General features: G+C 70.3%; 19 protein-coding genes and 1 tRNA gene. 10 read left to right on the top strand and 10 right to left on the bottom strand.

Going from position 1 to position 15,616, the window contains the following annotated elements:
• Positions 1-42: 42 nt before the first annotated feature.
• Entirely contained in the window at positions 43-306 is a 264-nt protein-coding gene (locus ACIA6A_RS28175; RefSeq protein WP_396100898.1) for a cell division protein CrgA, read from the bottom strand.
• A 218-nt stretch (positions 307-524) separates the two neighbouring features.
• Between ACIA6A_RS28175 and ACIA6A_RS28170 the strand changes: the two genes are divergently transcribed.
• The 7 genes from ACIA6A_RS28170 (at position 525) to ACIA6A_RS28140 (ending at position 8,654) form a co-directional block, all read left to right on the top strand.
• Positions 525-1,337, top strand: a complete 813-nt coding sequence (locus tag ACIA6A_RS28170; protein ID WP_396100897.1) for a DUF881 domain-containing protein — start codon at positions 525-527, stop codon at positions 1,335-1,337.
• 1,745 nt (positions 1,338-3,082) lie between these two features.
• Positions 3,083-4,318: a class E sortase gene (locus tag ACIA6A_RS28165; RefSeq protein WP_396100896.1), complete on the top strand. Its 1,236-nt coding sequence runs from the start codon at positions 3,083-3,085 to the stop codon at positions 4,316-4,318.
• An 8-nt stretch (positions 4,319-4,326) separates the two neighbouring features.
• Complete coding sequence (locus tag ACIA6A_RS28160) at positions 4,327-4,608, top strand: hypothetical protein (RefSeq protein ID WP_396100894.1); 282 nt, start codon at positions 4,327-4,329, stop codon at positions 4,606-4,608.
• An 11-nt stretch (positions 4,609-4,619) separates the two neighbouring features.
• Positions 4,620-5,270 carry an aminodeoxychorismate/anthranilate synthase component II gene (locus ACIA6A_RS28155; protein WP_396100893.1) on the top strand — a complete coding sequence of 217 codons (651 nt, stop codon included), beginning with the start codon at positions 4,620-4,622 and terminating at the stop codon, positions 5,268-5,270.
• A 103-nt stretch (positions 5,271-5,373) separates the two neighbouring features.
• Positions 5,374-6,693 (top strand): hemolysin family protein, encoded by a 1,320-nt coding sequence (locus ACIA6A_RS28150; protein WP_396100891.1) that lies wholly within the window; start codon positions 5,374-5,376, stop codon positions 6,691-6,693.
• Complete coding sequence (locus tag ACIA6A_RS28145) at positions 6,686-7,702, top strand: hemolysin family protein (RefSeq protein WP_396100890.1); 1,017 nt, start codon at positions 6,686-6,688, stop codon at positions 7,700-7,702. The genes ACIA6A_RS28150 and ACIA6A_RS28145 overlap by 8 nt, the downstream gene beginning before the upstream one ends.
• Before the next feature lie 94 nt (positions 7,703-7,796).
• Complete coding sequence (locus tag ACIA6A_RS28140; protein ID WP_396100889.1) at positions 7,797-8,654, top strand: LamG-like jellyroll fold domain-containing protein; 858 nt, start codon at positions 7,797-7,799, stop codon at positions 8,652-8,654.
• Here ACIA6A_RS28140 and ACIA6A_RS28135 read toward each other — a convergent pair.
• Together ACIA6A_RS28135 and ACIA6A_RS28130 are read right to left on the bottom strand one after the other, a co-directional pair.
• Complete coding sequence (locus ACIA6A_RS28135) at positions 8,641-9,057, bottom strand: VOC family protein (protein ID WP_396100888.1); 417 nt, start codon at positions 9,055-9,057, stop codon at positions 8,641-8,643. The genes ACIA6A_RS28140 and ACIA6A_RS28135 overlap by 14 nt on opposite strands.
• A gap of 10 nt (positions 9,058-9,067) precedes the next feature.
• A complete protein-coding gene (locus ACIA6A_RS28130) occupies positions 9,068-9,505 on the bottom strand; it encodes a helix-turn-helix transcriptional regulator (protein ID WP_396100887.1) in 438 nt (145 codons plus the stop codon).
• Between the two features lie 97 nt (positions 9,506-9,602).
• Between ACIA6A_RS28130 and ACIA6A_RS28125 the strand changes: the two genes are divergently transcribed.
• Positions 9,603-9,896, top strand: coding sequence for a hypothetical protein (locus ACIA6A_RS28125; RefSeq protein ID WP_396100886.1), 294 nt, complete (start codon positions 9,603-9,605; stop codon positions 9,894-9,896).
• An 11-nt stretch (positions 9,897-9,907) separates the two neighbouring features.
• Here ACIA6A_RS28125 and ACIA6A_RS28120 read toward each other — a convergent pair whose 3' ends face one another.
• From ACIA6A_RS28120 to ACIA6A_RS28100, 5 genes are all read right to left on the bottom strand, one after another.
• Complete coding sequence (locus tag ACIA6A_RS28120; protein ID WP_396100885.1) at positions 9,908-11,113, bottom strand: helix-turn-helix domain-containing protein; 1,206 nt, start codon at positions 11,111-11,113, stop codon at positions 9,908-9,910.
• Between the two features lie 18 nt (positions 11,114-11,131).
• On the bottom strand, positions 11,132-11,575 hold the full coding sequence (locus ACIA6A_RS28115; protein ID WP_396100884.1) for a GNAT family N-acetyltransferase: 444 nt from the start codon (positions 11,573-11,575) through the stop codon (positions 11,132-11,134).
• A 12-nt stretch (positions 11,576-11,587) separates the two neighbouring features.
• Positions 11,588-11,755, bottom strand: a complete 168-nt coding sequence (locus ACIA6A_RS28110) for a hypothetical protein (RefSeq protein WP_396100883.1) — start codon at positions 11,753-11,755, stop codon at positions 11,588-11,590.
• 584 nt (positions 11,756-12,339) lie between these two features.
• A tRNA-Gly gene (locus ACIA6A_RS28105) sits at positions 12,340-12,410 on the bottom strand.
• 149 nt (positions 12,411-12,559) lie between these two features.
• Complete coding sequence (locus ACIA6A_RS28100; RefSeq protein ID WP_396100882.1) at positions 12,560-13,216, bottom strand: pyridoxamine 5'-phosphate oxidase family protein; 657 nt, start codon at positions 13,214-13,216, stop codon at positions 12,560-12,562.
• 75 nt (positions 13,217-13,291) lie between these two features.
• Here ACIA6A_RS28100 and dcd point away from each other — a divergent pair, with 75 nt between their 5' ends.
• Positions 13,292-13,870 carry a dCTP deaminase gene (gene dcd, locus ACIA6A_RS28095; protein ID WP_396100881.1) on the top strand — a complete coding sequence of 193 codons (579 nt, stop codon included), beginning with the start codon at positions 13,292-13,294 and terminating at the stop codon, positions 13,868-13,870.
• Here the strand turns inward: dcd and ACIA6A_RS28090 are convergent.
• Positions 13,867-14,715 carry a TIGR03620 family F420-dependent LLM class oxidoreductase gene (locus ACIA6A_RS28090; RefSeq protein ID WP_396100880.1) on the bottom strand — a complete coding sequence of 283 codons (849 nt, stop codon included), beginning with the start codon at positions 14,713-14,715 and terminating at the stop codon, positions 13,867-13,869. The two genes, dcd and ACIA6A_RS28090, sit on opposite strands and share 4 nt — an antisense overlap.
• A 48-nt stretch (positions 14,716-14,763) precedes the next feature.
• On the opposite strand from ACIA6A_RS28090, the gene ACIA6A_RS28085 reads away from it, so the two are divergent.
• Positions 14,764-15,054 (top strand): YciI family protein, encoded by a 291-nt coding sequence (locus tag ACIA6A_RS28085; protein WP_396100879.1) that lies wholly within the window; start codon positions 14,764-14,766, stop codon positions 15,052-15,054.
• Here the strand turns inward: ACIA6A_RS28085 and ACIA6A_RS28080 are convergent.
• Positions 15,051-15,602 (bottom strand): phosphoribosyltransferase, encoded by a 552-nt coding sequence (locus ACIA6A_RS28080; RefSeq protein WP_396100878.1) that lies wholly within the window; start codon positions 15,600-15,602, stop codon positions 15,051-15,053. The two genes, ACIA6A_RS28085 and ACIA6A_RS28080, sit on opposite strands and share 4 nt — an antisense overlap.
• Between the last annotated feature and the right edge of the window lie 14 nt (positions 15,603-15,616).

Raw genomic sequence — 15,616 nt, 5'->3', positions numbered from 1 at the left:
GGGGGTGCGCGAACGGTATGCGGCTGGTCAGCTTGCGGCCGGTCAGCGCCAGCGGGACAGGATGCCCAGCGAGGCGACCATGCAGCCGAATCCGACGAGCAGGTTCCAGTACTGCCAGGCGGCGACCGGGTACTGCTGCTCGGAGAGGTAATACACCACCAGCCACGCGATGCCGAAGACGATCAAGAAGACAGCCGTCATCGGCAGCCAGACCGGACTCGGCTTGTTGGACGCGGCCGCAGACGCCGGACGGATCTCCGTCGGCGGCGTGTAGACCTTCTTCTTGCGAACCTGTGACTTCGGCACGGCAGTCTCCTGAGGGCAACAAGTGGTGAACAACCCACCCATGAGCGGCTCCGGGGACACCGGAAGCTGCCCGTGGCGAATACTGTTCGATAGCTAGCGTAGTCAAGGCGGCACGCGTACAGGCACCCGCCGGTGGCTTTTCGTGTTCTTTCGTGGTCAGCGGGGGGTCAGCGCTGGGGTCAGCGTTGTCCAGGACGAGCTCGGGGAGGAAGACCGACGTGGAGTACACCACGGGGACGCCCTCGTGGCGACTTGTCATGCGCCGAGCCCTTCGTGGCCTTCGGCCGCGGCGCCTCGGGCAACGGCAAGGCGGGTGGTGGTCGGTGGGCGTGCCCCTGATCGCACTCGCGGCCGGACTGCTGTTCACCACCTCGGCCACCACGGCCGACGGTACCGCCCTGCGCGACGATCGCCGGCCCCAGCTCGCCCAGCTCATCACCGACAAGCGCGAACGCCTCGACGAACGCGACCGGCAGGCCGTCGCACTGCGAACCGAGGTCGACGCGGAGAGCGAGCGGTACGCGGAGGTCGACGGACCGGTCAAGGAAGCCCGGCAACGCGCCGACGCCATGCGCGAACAGTCCGGCTTCACCGGTCTCCGCGGCCCCGGTGTGTCGGTCAGCCTCAACGACTCCTCCCGGCGCCCCACGGACACCGGCACGGACGGCCCGCAGAACGACGACCTGGTCGTTCACCAGGGCGACGTCCAGGCTGTGGTGAACGCACTCTGGGCCGGCGGGGCGGAGGCAATGTCGATCATGGATGTCCGCGTCATCTCCACGAGCGCGGTACGCTGTGTCGGCAACACGCTGCTGCTACACGGCCAGGTCTTCTCGCCACCATTCAGGATCACGGCGATCGGCGAACCCACGGCGATGCGACGGGCGTTGGACTCCTCAGAAGGAGTTCAACAATTCCGGGACGCGGTCGCCGATTTCGGCCTCGGCTACACGGAAACCGTCGAGAGGAACGTGACTGTGCGGGCGTACGACGGGTCGAGTGACCTCCGATCCGCCGAGGTCACCGAGTAATGGCATCGGCAGCGAATTCCGGGCGCCACCGCGCGCCCGACGGCGACGCGCAGACGGCTTTCATCCCCCGCATCACCGACGCCACGGCGGACGGGGTGCCCGGCGGGCCGATCGAGCCGCCCGAGGGAAGTATCGGCTGGCCCTCGGTCGCCGCTGACTCTCCGGCTGCGCCGTCCGTTGCCGCTACTTCCGCTACTTCCGGTGCTTCCGGCGTTTCTGGTGGTCCCGGCGTTCCTAGTGCCCCTGGTGGCTCTGTTCCCGGGGGTCCCGGCGTGCTTGGCGCTTCCGGGCCCGTGGCTGGAGCTGGTTCTTCGGCTGGGGCTGGCTTGTCGGCTGGGCCTGGTTCCTCGGCCGGGGTCGGTTTCTCGGGTGCCGGTTCCTCGGGTGCTGGGTCCTCGGCGGCCGGCGGGGTGGGGGCGTTTGCGGGATCCGAAGTGGGATCTTCTTCGCTAAGTCCGAAATCCGACTTTTCAGGTGTTTCTGGTGATGTCGGCGGTCATCCGGATACATCGGGTGGGGTGGATCCCGTCGTAGCCCGGGCCGCCGCGGCTGCGCGGGCCCGATCGGCGGGGCCGACTGTGCGCGCGGGCACCCCGCATGCGGGCGATTTCAGCTTCTTCAATGCCGAGGAAGCGGCCGCCGCTGCCGCGGCCGCAACCGCAGGTGCCGGCGCTGCCGCGGGTGCGGGTGCGACGCCTGCTGGGTCGGCGGCCGGGAACGGTTCGACCAGAAGCGGCGCGGCCATCGGTGATGGGCCCGGGACCGGCTTTGCCGGAGCCGGCGCGCAAGCAGCCGGCCTGGCTGGACCTGGCGTGCCCGGGACGGGGGTGCCGGGAGCCGGCCTGGCTGGACCTGGCGTGCCCGGATCGGGGGTGCCGGGAGCCGGCCTGCCTGGACCTGGCGTGCCCGGATCGGGGGTGCCGGGAGCCGGCCTGGCTGGAGCTGGCGTGCCCGGGACGGGGGTGCCGGGAGCCGGTGTGACTGGAGCTGGCGTGCCGCGGATGGGTGCGCCCGGGAACGGCGGGTTCGGCGCGCCTGGGAACGGTATGGCTGCTTCGGGCCGGATGGATTCTTCGAACGGGTTGGCTTCCTCACCCGGTGCGCAGGATGGCCACGCTCGGAGTGCGGCTGCGCAAGGTGCCGCGTTCCCGGGGGCGATGACTCCGGGTGCGGTGCCGCAAGCTGGGGTTTCCGCGGATATGGCCTCACAAGGACCTCTTCCACAGGGCTTTGCCTCGCGGGGGACCGGTTCGCAGGGCGTTGGTCCGCACGGGGTCGGTCCGCACGGGGTCGGTCCGCACGGGGTCGGTCCGCAGAGCGTCGGGTCGCAGGGGCCGCTTCCACAGGGCTTCGCGACGCAGGGTTTTGCTACCCAGAGCTTGGCCACGCAGGGGATGGCGGTTTCGCCTTCGAACGGCGCTCGTAATGGTGCGGCCTCCCAGGGGGCGGCGTCGGCCAATGGTCTGACCACTTCGAACGGTGTCGGCGCGAATGGTGCCGGTTCGAATGGGTTCGGGTCGGCTCCTGCGCTTCGGGACGCTGCTCCCGGTGGGCGGAACGGGGCCGGCCAGAACGGGGCTGGCCAGAACGGGGCCGGCCAGAACGGGATTGGGCGGAACGGGGCTGGGACCGGCGGGTTTGCGGCTGGTGGGTTCGAGCCGGTTGTTGATGATTCTTATCGGGGTGGGCGGCGTCGGGCCGTCGAGCCTGAGTGGCAGGACGGTCCAGGTGCCGGGGATGCGGGCGTGGACAACACCGGGGGCTGGGCTGATGCCGGCGCTGCTACGGCGGCGTGGGCGCAGACCGGGGGCCGCGGTGCGGGTGAGCGGCAGCGTCCGACCGGCGACCAGGCAACCGGGAACGGCTCAGCGACCGGCACCATGGCTGGGGCCGGAACGGTTGGGGCCGGAACGGTTGGGGCCGGAACGGTTGGGGCTGGGGACTGGCAAGGGCGTCGTGGCGGGCCGGAGGATCTGGATCCCGGTCTGCGGAATGGCGACCCCTCTCCCACCGCGATCATCCGTACCATCGACGCTCCAACGGGGCTGCTGCCGGCCGTACCGTCGAAGAAGCAGGAGGCGAAACGGCCTGTGCGTACCCCCTTGCCTGGCGGTAAAGACAAGAGTGATGCCGTCGGCGCGGCCTCGGTGGCCGAAGCGTCGGCAAATCTTCCGGATGATGAGCCTGTCGAGGAGGTCGCCGCGAAGCGCGGGGAGAAGGTTGTCCGGCTTCGGCCTGAGCAGACCGGTGAGGGTTACAAGAGCGTGTATTCCGAGCTGACCCGCCCGACCCTCGGGTCAAAGGTGCGGACCGGGGTGCGGGGCTTCGGCGAAGTGATGATCACCTTCGGGTTGATCGTGCTGTTGTTCGCGGGCTACGAGGTCTTCGGCAACTCGGCGAAGGTGCAGAGTGAGCAGGATTCTCTGGCCCAGCAGCTCGATGAGCAGTGGAACGACCCTACCGTCGCGCCCAGCGTCTCCGGGCCTACGAAGGCGGCCCGGGCCGCCCCGGGCAAGGACCTGGTCGGGCGTCTCTACATCCCGAAGCTTGGCATGGACTGGGTTGTCACGAACGGTGTGCGACCGCAGGACATCCGGTACTCGCCGGGGCACTACCCGGAGACCGCCATGCCCGGGGAGGTCGGCAACTTCTCGGTTGCCGGGCACCGGATCCGGAAGATCTTCTGGCGGCTCGACGAGTTGAAGCCCGGTGACGTGATCGGGGTCGAGACGCGGGGCGAGTGGTTCACGTACAAGGTCAGTGCGAGCGAGGTCGTCAAGCCGACCGCGGTCCAGGTGGTCGCGCCCGTGCCGAACAAGCCGGGCAAGAAGGCCACCGAGGCGATGCTGACGCTGACCACGTGTAATCCGAAGTTCAACAACTACCAGCGGCTGATCGTGCACGCCGAGCTGGTGGACTCCGTCAAGCGGGACAAGTCGCTGCCGAACGACGGCAAGCCGTCCGACTTCGGAAAGGCGTAGGGAGACTCGTGTACGGATGGCTCTGGCGCAAGCTGCCCTTCGGACTGTGGGGCAAGCTGACCGGTTCCCTCGTGCTGCTCACCACGGTCGGCGCGTTGCTCTGGTATGTGGTTTTCCCGTGGGCGACGCCGCTGCTCCCGTTCGATGACGTGCAGGTCGGCACCGGGCAGGAGGGCGGGGCCGCGGAACAGGACCCGAACGCCGTGCCCGGTGGTGACGACTCGATTCTGGGACCGGACGAGATCCCGTACGACACGGAGTCGAACGACCCCCACCCCTCGGCGAGTTAGGTGTGACCGGCGTGCGCGTTCTGGTGATCGACAACTACGACTCGTTCGTCTTCAACCTGGTGCAGTATCTCGGCCAGCTCGGCGCCGAGTGCGAGGTGCGGCGCAACGACGAGATCTCGGTCGCGGACGTCGCCGGGTTCGGTGCCGCCGGGATCCTGCTGTCGCCGGGGCCGGGTACGCCGGAGCGGGCCGGCATCACGATGGACGTCATCAAGGCGTACGCGGGAAAGGTGCCGATGTTCGGTGTCTGCCTCGGCCATCAGGCGATCGGGGCGGCTTTCGGCGCCACCGTGACCCGCGCCCCCGAGCTGCTGCACGGCAAGACGTCGACCGTGCGGCACAACGGTGCCGGGGTGCTCGCGGGTCTGCCGGATCCGTTCACCGCGACCCGGTACCACTCGCTGGCCGTGGTCCCCGACACGTTGCCGGACGAGATCGAGGCGACCGGGTGGACCGATTCGGGCGTGGTCATGGCGATGCGGCACCGTACGCTGCCGATCGAGGGCGTCCAGTTCCACCCCGAGTCGGTGCTGACCGAGGGTGGCCACACGATGCTGGCGAACTGGCTGGCGTCGTGCGGTCTGCCGGAGGCGCTGGAGCGCTCGCCGGGGCTGGCCGCCGAGGTCGAGTCGCGCCGGCGGGCCGCGTTCGCCGACGCCTGATCTCACTGTGCGTGTGCTGTCGCTTCTCTGACGGTCATCGATCGACCGGGACCACGCGAACGACCGGCACTTCCGGCAGAATAAGGGCCGAGGTGAACCGATCATGGACGGCCTGTTCCTGACCACGGTGCTCCCGTTGGGCGCGTTCGCGCTGCTCACCGCGGGCAACGCGTTCTTCGTGGCAGCCGAGTTCGGGCTGGTCACCGTGGATCGCGCGGAGATCGAGAAGCGGGCCCAGGGCGGCGACCGGCGGGCCCGTACGGTCCGGCACGCGCTGCACGAGCTGTCCTTCCAGCTCTCCGGCACCCAGCTGGGCATCACGTTGACCGCACTGCTCACCGGATATCTCGCCGAACCCGCGCTGTCCCGGCTGTTCACCCCCGCGATCGAGCCGCTCGGCGGCCGGCACACCGAGACCGTCACCCGGGTGCTCGCCCTGGTCCTGGCCACCATCGTGTCGATGCTGTTCGGGGAGCTCGTACCGAAGAACGCGGCCCTGGCCCGGCCCATGCGGGTCGCACTGGCGACCGCTTCCCCGCTGCGGACGTTCTCCCGGATGTTCAAATGGCTGATCGGCGCGCTGAACGGCTCGGCCAACTGGCTGGTGCGGCGCCTCGGCATCGAACCGCAGGAGGAGCTGGCCAGCGCGCGTTCGCCGGAGGAGCTGGGCCTGCTCGCCGCGATCAGCGCGCGGGCCGGCGCGTTGCCGGCCGAGACCGCGACGCTGCTGCGCCGCACGATCCGGTTCGGGGAGAAACGCGCGGCCAAGGCGATGACGCCGCGGGTCGACGTGGTCGGGCTCAAGACCACCGCGACGGTCGCCGACCTGATCCGGGTCGCGCGCGAGACCGGACACACCCGCTTCCCCGTGTACGAGGCGACACTCGACCTGGTCGTCGGCGTGGTCGGGGTCAAGGACGCGATCGGGGTGCCGCCCGATCTGCGCGCCACGACGCCGGTGTCCTCGGTTGCCCGGGAGCCGGTGTTCGTGCCGGAGAGCCTGGGCCTCGACAAGGTGCTCACCGCGCTGCGGGCCGCCGACGCCGACCTGGCGATCGTGGTGGACGAGTACGGCGGCACCGACGGGGTGGTCACGGTCGAGGACCTGATCGAGGAGCTGGTCGGGGAGATCGCCGACGAGTACGACGAGGTCGCCAGCGCGTCGGCGGGCAGCGGTCCGCGCACGTTCCAGGTCGACGGGCTGCTGCGGGAGGACGAACTCGTCGAGCAGACCGGGTTCCGGCTGCCCGAGGGGCCGTACGAGACGCTCGCCGGTTTCCTGCTCTCCCGCCTGGGCCACATCCCCAAGCCGGGCGAGGAACTCAAGGACGACGGCTGGGAGTTCACCGTGCTGGAGGTCGACCGGCACCGCATCGAGCAGGTCCGGGTCGTCGCCCCGCCGGTGGAGTCCGCGGATGTCTGAGCTGCTGATCACCGCCCTGCTGCTGCTGGGCAACGCGCTCTTCGTGGGTGGTGAGTTCGCGCTGATCGCGTCGCGGCGCACGGCGTTGGAACCGCTGGCCGAGACGTCCCGCCCGGCCCGATGGGCGTTGTCCGCGATGAATCAGATCCCGTTGATGATCGCGGGGGCCCAGCTCGGCATCACGATCTGCTCGCTGGGCCTGGGCGCGATCGCCGAACCGGCGCTGGCGCACCTGCTGGAAGGTCCGTTCGCGGCCGTGGGCATGCCGGAGAATGCCCAGCACCCGGTCGCTTTCGTGCTGGCCCTGATCGTCGTGGTCTTCCTGCACACGGTGGTCGGCGAGATGGTGCCGAAGAACATCACGCTGGCCGGTCCGGAACGCTCGGCGTTGATCCTCGGGCCGTTCATGCTTGCTTTCTGTACGGCCACCCGACCGATTCTGACAGCGATGCGCTGGGCTTCGCGGATGGTGCTGTCGTTGTGGAAGGTCGAAGCCACCGACGCGGTCAAGACGGTGTTCACGGCCGAGGAGCTGGCCGGCATGGTCACCCAGGCCCGGGCCGAGGGCCTGCTCGGCACCGAGCAGTACGACCGGATCCACGCCGCGCTGGGCCTCAACGAACGTCGCGCCGCCGACCTGCTGCAGCCCTGGTCGCAGGTCACCACCGTGGCGGATGCCGCGTCCCCGGCGGACATCGAGGCGGTCGCCACGCGCAGCGGCCGGTCGCGGTTCCCGGTGGTGCAGGGGGAGTCCCGGCGGGTGCTCGGCTTCGTGCACCTGAAGGACGTCCTCGGCTATCAGGACGGCCCGCAGCGCACCCGGCCGATCCCGGCGGAGATCATCCGGCCGCTCGCGGTGGTGCCCCCGGACCGCAACCTTGCCGACCTGCTGCTGACCATGCGCCGCGACCGCCGGCACATCGTGCTGGTGAGTGACGGGCGCCGGCCGCTCGGGGTGATCGCGCTGGACGACGTGCTGCACGCGGTGGTCGGCGAGCCACCGTCCTGATCCGGCCCGTTCGGGCGACCACCGGCGGGTGGTTCCTGACGATTCGGGGTGTGCGAGCGGTTTCGGCTCGGCGGTTTTTCGGACAATGGGCCGCATGGTGGTCAAACGTCGGTTCTTGTTCGGCTCGCTGGGAGCGCTGGTGGCCACCGTCGCCGTCGGCACCGGCGTGGTCGCGGTCGCGCACTTCGCCCAGCGCAGTGACGCGGCGCCCCGGCTCAATCCGGTCACCGAACCTTTGGCGTCGCCCGGGATGATCGCCAACGCCGACGCCACGGCCGCGGCATCCCCGTCCGGCGACGTCGGTGTCGCCGGTGGGCCGGTCAGCCTCCGATACACGTTCGACGGCGGGACCGCCCGGCCGATCACCGACGAGCGGGGCGGCAACGAACTGCGCGCCTACGGGGAGAACGGGGGCACGCTCAGCCTCGTCCCGCAGGACACCGGCCTGGCCGTGGAATACCCGGACCGTTGCCTGCTGCCCCGGGAGGACGACTGCCCCCGCGCGATCCTCGAAGGCGTCCGCGACGACAACCTCAACCCCGGCACCCGGCCGCTGCGGTACGGGGCGTCGATCCGCATGGACCACGACGACCTCGCCGACGGCGCCAACGTGTTCCAGAAGGGGTACTCGGTCGGTGGCGGCAGCCAGTTCAAGCTCCAGGTCGACCACGAACAGGGGCACCCGAGCTGCGTGATCGCCGGGCCGGCCCGGATCTACCGGGCCGAACCGCGGCTCGACGTCGCTGACGGGGCATGGCACGAGGTGACGTGTGACCGTACCGAAAGCGATCTTGTCCTGGCCGTCGACGGCGTGCAACGCGCGTCGGTGCCGGTGCCCAGCGACCTGTCGATCGCGAATGCGGAACCGCTGCGGGTCGGCGGCAAGGGCGCGAACCGGGGCAACGACCAGTTCGCCGGTCAGATCGACAACGTGTTCCTCACGATCGGCTGACCTGGTTGATCCGGACCAGGTTGCCGGCCGGGTCACGGAAGGCGCAATCCCGGATTCCGTACGGCTGATCGGTCGGTTCCTGGACGACGTCGGCGCCGGTGCCCTGCACCTTCTCGAACGTCGCGTCCAGATCCGGGGTGGCCAGCACGATCCGTGCGTAGCTGCCCTTGGCCATCAGCTCGGCGATCGTGCGCCGCTCGTCGTCGTTGAGGCCCGGGTCCAGGGCCGGCGGCTCGAGCACGATCGACATGTCCGGCTGGCCGGGCGGGCCGACGGTGATCCAGCGCATGCCGCCGTACGCCACGTCGTTGCGCACCTCGAAGCCCAGCGCGTCCCGATAGAAACCGAGCGCCTTCTCCGGGTCGTCGACGGACAGGAACGTCTGGTGAATGGTGAAGTTCATACTGGTCACGCTAGTTGCCCCGGGCGGCGGTGGCTTCTCGATTCCTGACCGGTCGCATGACCTGTTTCGCGACACAACCCGGGATGCCCGCGGCGTCCCCGGCGGCCACCCGGCGGTAGGCGCTCGGTGACATCCCGACCAGCTCCCGGAACCGGGTGCTGAACGTGCCCAGCGACGAACACCCCACCGCGAAACAGACGTCGGTGACCGACAGGTCACCGCGCCGCAGCAGCGTCATGGCCCGCTCGATCCGCCGGGTCATCAGATAGCTGTACGGGGACTCGCCGTAAGCGGCCCGGAACTCCCGGCTCAGATGACCGGCCGACAGATGGACGCCCCGGGCCAGCGCCTCCACGTCCAGGGGCTGCGCGTAATCCCGGTCGATCCGATCTCGGACCCGCCGCAACAGCCCGAGCTCGCGCAGGCGGGGATCAGGTCGGTCGGTCACCGCCCCAGCTTAGGCCTCAGCTAAAGGGATCGACGGGCATCGACAATCCTGCTAGCTTCACTACTTTCTGTGATCGCACGAATCTTGTGAGGTACGTATGCGGAGTGCAACACGCGTCATCCTGGCCGGGATCTTCCTCAGTGGTGGCATCGTCGGGGTGCAGACACCGGCCCTGGCGGCCAACTGCTATTCGTCGGGCTCGGGCAGCTACGGTGCCCTCTCCTTCTGCGACACCACCAAGCACCGGCCGGTCGTGAAGTGCCGCCGGGCCGCGAACGGGGCCGCATACTCGAACACCGGCGTGTGGGCCGCGGCGAAGACGTACAGCAGCTCCGTCTACTGCAGCAGTGGCGACACCCGCACCGGGCACTCCATCGAGAAGTACGTCTGACCGGGCTGTCCTCAGCCGGGCCGCATCCGTTCGTACAGTCCGCGTAGTTCGGAGCCGCCCGCCTGACGGCGGCTCCGGTCGAGCATGACCCGGGTGGTCGCCGCGAGCTCGGCCGACGTGCGTACGTGCTGGGGGGCGATCCGTTCCGCGGTGAGCAGGAAACGGATCGCCTCCCGGTCCCGTCCACCTATCCGGGCCAGCGCCCGGGCGGTGTCGGCATAGTAGAAGACCTGCCGGAGCCCGGCCGGGATCGCCGCCGGGACGGTGCGCCGGGCGATGTCCACGACCAGGGCCGGGTCACCGTCGTCGACCTCGATGCTCATCCGCCAGATGTCCACGTTGGTGGGACCGAAGAACATCCCCATCGCGGTGGTCTCACCGGTGCGGCGCGCCAGTTCGGCCGCCTGGGTCAACCAGTCCCGGCTGTCCTCGGGCCGCTGCCGGCACCGGCTGGCCAGCGCGGCGACCAGGTGCAACGACCCGAGCACCTCCGGGCCGCCCGGGCGCCCCAGCTCCCGGTCCAGATCGTCCATGGCCCGCTCGGCGATCGTCTGCCCCCGCTGATACGACCCGCAGGCGGTGGCCGCCCGGGACAGCGCGTACGCGGCGTGCCCTCTCAGCACCGGGTCACCGGCCGCGTCCGCCGCGTCCCGGCACCGCTCCGCGGCCAGCCAGGCATCGGCGGGGTGCCCGAGATTCCGGAGCACCGTACAAGCGATGTGGGTGGCGTCGCAGAGCAGCCGCAGCGCCTCCCGATGACCCGGGCCGGCGGTCTCGGTATGCAGGTCACGCAGCAGATCCGGGAGCAGGCGGGCGGCCCCGGCATAATCGCAGGCCTGGAGCAGGGCGTCGGCCAGCGAGACACTGCGTGCCAGCTCCACCACCGGTACGGCCTCCCGGCCCTCCGCCGGCGGCTCGGTCAGGTCGATGTCGATCAGAGCCCGGCGCAGACCCAGCACGGCACCCTGAGCGGCGGCGGTGGCCCGGTCCGGAGCCGGCACCGCGATCCCGGCCAGATCCGCCGGGGCACACTCCAGCGCCCCGGCGATGTCGGCCAGCATGAACCGGTTGTCGGACGCCTGCAGGCCCCGCTCGATCCGGCTCCAGGTGGCATGCGAGATGCCGGCCCGGCTGGCGGCGAACCGGATACTCCACCCCCGGTGCAGCCGGCGAGCCCGAATCCGCTCACCGACCGCAGGATCGGTACTCCGTCTCATCCCCCGACGCTAGCGCCGTCACCCCGCCGAGTGGTCCATGCTCGTACCACCCTGTTCCCACAGCAGGAGCCGGCGGTGATGATCGAAGCCGTTACGCAGGTAGAAGTCGACGGCACGCCGGCCGGAGTGGACGGTCACGTGCAGCAGGCCCAGGCCCCGGGCCGCCTCCAGAAGGGCAACCATCAGCGCGGAACCAACGCCCTGACCACGGTGCTCCTCGCGAACCATCACAGCCTGGACGTCGCCGTACCGCCGTTCCATCGACCGGCTGCCCGGCACCCGCTCAGCGACATGCAGCCAGGCGACGCCCACAACCGACCCGTCCACCTCGGCGACGAACGGCAGATGGGTGTCCACGTGGGCAGCGACCCAGGCGGCGTACGCGGCAAACTCGTCCGGCCCGACCCCGCGCAGCTCAGCATGCGCCGCGACATCCCCCACGCCACCGCGTCGCACCAGCATCCTGACCTACCTTCAGCTCCCGGAACGCTCGCAGCTCACGACCGGGTCCAGCTCCGTCGACCAGCAGGGTTCGCCCTGGTCGGTGGTGTCGTCACCGCCGTCCAGGAGATTGGCGGACGGGTCGCCGCTGCCCTTGTCACCGTAAAGGGTGCCGTCACCGGCGGTGAGGTCATGGCCCATGCGACAACGCCGGACGTGAAGTGACGGTGCGGCGCAGCCGCAGCCGCGCAACAGTCCGCGAAGGCGGCGAGGATGCGGGTAAGTGCCCGGCGACGGCGTGCCCGGCGACGGCGTGCCCGGCGACGGCATGCCTGGCAGGGCCGTGCCTGGCGGGGCCGTGCCTGGCGGGGCCGTGCCTGGCGGGGCCGTGCCTGGCGGGGCCGTGCCTGGCGGGGGCGTGCCTGGCGGGGGCGTCGAGGCGTGAGGACGCAGGGTGAGGGCGTGGACGCGATGCTGGCGCGATGTGCTCGTCGGCCGTTACTGGCGAGCGTGGTCATCGCGTGGCACGGCGCGGGATAGGGACTGCACGGACGGGGCAGAAGGCAAGACGCGAGCACCGGGCGTGGCGGGGACGCTAGGCGGAACGCGGGCGCAGGGTGTGGGTGTGTGGGTGTGGGGTGCTGAGGAGAGCGTGCTCGAAGGCTGCACCCGGCCCCGCGCACCGCAACCACCGCACCGTGGGGGTTTGGGGGCTCGGCCCCCATCGCGGAATGCGAAAAGTCCCCAGGTCTGCGCAGTATGCAGACAAGGGGACCCCGACTTTGAGCGGGTGACGGGAATCGAACCCGCGCTGTCAGCTTGGGAAGCTGATGTTCTGCCATTGAACTACACCCGCAGCGGCCACCACCATACCCGATTGTCGGGCGTTGTGGCGGCGGCGGGTGGGGGTGGTTGCCGGCCGGGGGTGGCGCTGCCCAGCTCCCTCCGGGCCTGGCAGCGCCCCGCTTTCGCAGGTCGCGGGCCCGGCCGGCGGCTCCGGTGGGGTCAGGTGCGGGTGGTGGCGAATCGTGGGGTGTTTGCCGGCTGTTCTGCGTGGGGGCCGGTGGGGGTGGCCGGTTTTGTGGTGGGGGCCTGGAGCAGGGGTGCGGTGTTGCGGGGGCGGGTGGGGGTCACCAGGGAGACCGTGGTTGTCGAGGTGGCGGGGCGGGGTGTGGGGGACGTGGACGGCGTGGGGGCGTGCCACGTGAGGGTGATCGGGGGGAAGCGGAGGCTCATGGCCAAGGGGAGGGCTCCGGCTGGGCCGTGGCGGCGGAGCATGGCTGTTTCGATCGTGAGTTCGAAGAGGCGCCAGTCGACGGCCGGGGAGGCTCGGAGGGTGTCGGACAGGTGGGTGATGGTGGGCTGGTCGGTCACCGGGCGGGCGTGGCCGGTGAGGTAGGCCTCGTCGTCGCTCTCCTCCGGTGGGTAGGAGTGGAGGGCGAAGCGGCCGTCGCGTTCCAGGTCACGGCGTTTTGCCGACTCCACGACGAAGCAGTAGAGGCCCTGGTCGGTGATGACCGGGGAGACCGGGTGGACGCGTGGGCCGCCGTCGGGGCGCACGGTTGCCAGGTAGCCCATGCCGGGGCCGTACTGCTGGAGCAGAGCGCGGATGGCCGAGGCGAGCTCGGGCTCGGCGGTGGCGAATTCGGACCAGGAAGCCATGGGGGGAGTCTATCGAACATGTGTTCGACTTGCCCACTCGAACTGGGGTGAAAGGGTGATCGGTATGGTGGGCCGATGCTGCTCTCCGACCGTGACCTGGTCTCCGAGATCAAGTCGGGTTCCCTCGGCATCGAGCCCTTCGCGCCGGAGCTGATGCAGCCGTCCAGCGTCGACGTGCGGCTGGATCGCTTCTTCCGGGTGTTCAACAACCACCTGTACACCCACATCGACCCCGCTGAGCAGCAGGATGACCTGACCGCTCAGGTGGAGACCGCCGACGGCGAGCCGTTCGTGCTGCATCCGGGGGAGTTCGTGCTGGCCTCGACGCTCGAGGTGATCACGCTGGGCGATCAGCTCGCCGGGCGGCTCGAGGGCAAGAGCAGCCTGGGGCGGCTGGGTCTGCTGACCCACTCGACGGCGGGCTTCATCGACCCGGGGTTCTCGGGGCACGTGACGCTGGAGCTGTCCAACGTGGCCAACCTGCCGATCAAGCTGTGGCCCGGGATGAAGATCGGTCAGCTGTGCATTTTCCGGCTGTCCAGCCCGGCCGAGCACCCGTACGGTTCGGCGGTCTACGGCTCGCGATATCAGGGCCAGCGTGGCCCGACGCCGAGCCGCAGCCACCAGAACTTCCGCACGTGGCCGACGAGCTAGAGGAACAGCTCGGCGGCGGCCCGGATCTCTGCGAGTGGGAGCTTTCCCGGGGTGGGCGTCGCGGAGAGCACCTGGAGCGCTACGTGGTCGGCGCCGGCCTTGAAATGGGCTGACACCCGTTCGTGGACGGTCGCGTTGTCACCCCACGCGACCAGGGTGTCCACCCAGCGGTCACTGCCGTCGCCGGTGAAATCGTCGGCGCTCAGGCCGTACCGGAGCAGGTTTCTGGTGTAGTTCGGCAGGTTGAGATAGATCGCCGTGCCGCGGCGGCCGGCGGCCCGGGCCACCACCGGGTCGCTGCCCAGGAAGATCTTCTGTTCCGGGATGAGCAGGCGGTCCGGGCCGAGGATCTGCCGGGCGTCGGCGGTGTGCGCCGGCGGGACGAGATAGGGCAGGGCTCCGCCGGCCTGCGACCCGGCCAGGGCCAGAGCCTTCGGTCCGAGTGCTGCCAGGAGACGTCGTTCCTCCGGTACGCCGTGCAGGTCACCGAGAAATGTACGCAGCTTGCTCAGCGGGCGGACGTATTGCTGGCCGGTCGCCTCGGTCGAGGGTGCGTGGCCCATGCCGAGGCCGAGGAAGAACCGGTCGCCGAGGCGGGCGAAACTGGCCGAGAGGGTCGCCGGGTCGCTACGCCAGATGTCCACGATGCTGGTGCCGACGACGAGGCGGGAGGTCGCGGCGAGGATCGCCTCGGGGAGCGCGAGGTCGTCGGGTGGGCTGCCGCCGATCCAGACCGTGCCGAAGCCGAGCCGCTCGATCTCCGCCGCGGCCGAGGCGATCTCGCCCGGCGCGCCGGGCCAGTCCCGGTTGCTGATCCAGAGGCCGTAGCGTCCGAAGCTGTCCATGGATCCGATCGTACGATTGCCGCAGCCGACTCGCCCGGAAGGACCGTCATGTATCTGATGATCTCGACCTATCTCGCTCCGCTGGACGAAGTGGACGCCGCCCGGGAGGACCACCTGGCGTTCATCGCCGGGCTGGAGCAGCGTGGCCTCGTCGTGTCGGCGGGGCGGCAGGACCCGGCGGTCGGCGGGGTGATCCTGCTCGGGGTGGATTCCGCCGCGGAGGCCGCGGAGCTGATCGCGCAGGACCCGTACGTGCTGCGGGGCCTGGCCGAATATCAGGCGACGAGCTGGAAGCCGACCCGCGGCGCCCTGGTCGGCTGGAAGCCGCCGGTCGTCTAATCCGGCAGGTCGGCGCCGGTGAGCAGGCCGCGGATGCCGAGTTCGGCGGCGATCTCGGGTGGGCACTCGTCCACGATCACCGCGGTGCCGACCACGGTCGCGCCGAGACTGTGGACGAGGCTGGTCACCGCTCGGGTCTGTGCCCCGGTGACCGCCCAGTCGTCGACGACGAGGACGCGGTCTGCCGTACCGATCAAACGGGTCCGCAGGCCCAGGTGCTGGGTGTCGCCGCGGTGGTCCGCCGGGACGTCGATCCAGGTCATGGGTTCGGCGATCGGGCGGCGGGCGCCCAGCCGGTACGCCTCCACGAAGCCGGCGCCGAGCGCGGCCGCCACGAGCGGTCCGACCAGGAACCCGGTGACCTCCGGGGAGACGACGACGGTCGGCCGGGTGCCGGGGAAGAGGCCGGCGAGGCCCGGGCCGAGGCCTTGCAGGATGTGTGTGTCTCGCCACCATCCGGATCGATCGCTGACGAGCAGCCCGCTGCCCGGCTCCGGCTCGGTCCAGCGGAACGTGCTCGTCAACAGGGCTCGGAGGTCGGCTGCCACTCGATCATCGTGTC

This window comes from Actinoplanes sp. NPDC051494, assembly GCF_044454705.1.
GTDB lineage: Bacteria > Actinomycetota > Actinomycetes > Mycobacteriales > Micromonosporaceae > Actinoplanes.
This window is presented reverse-complemented; position numbering and strand designations above follow the sequence as displayed.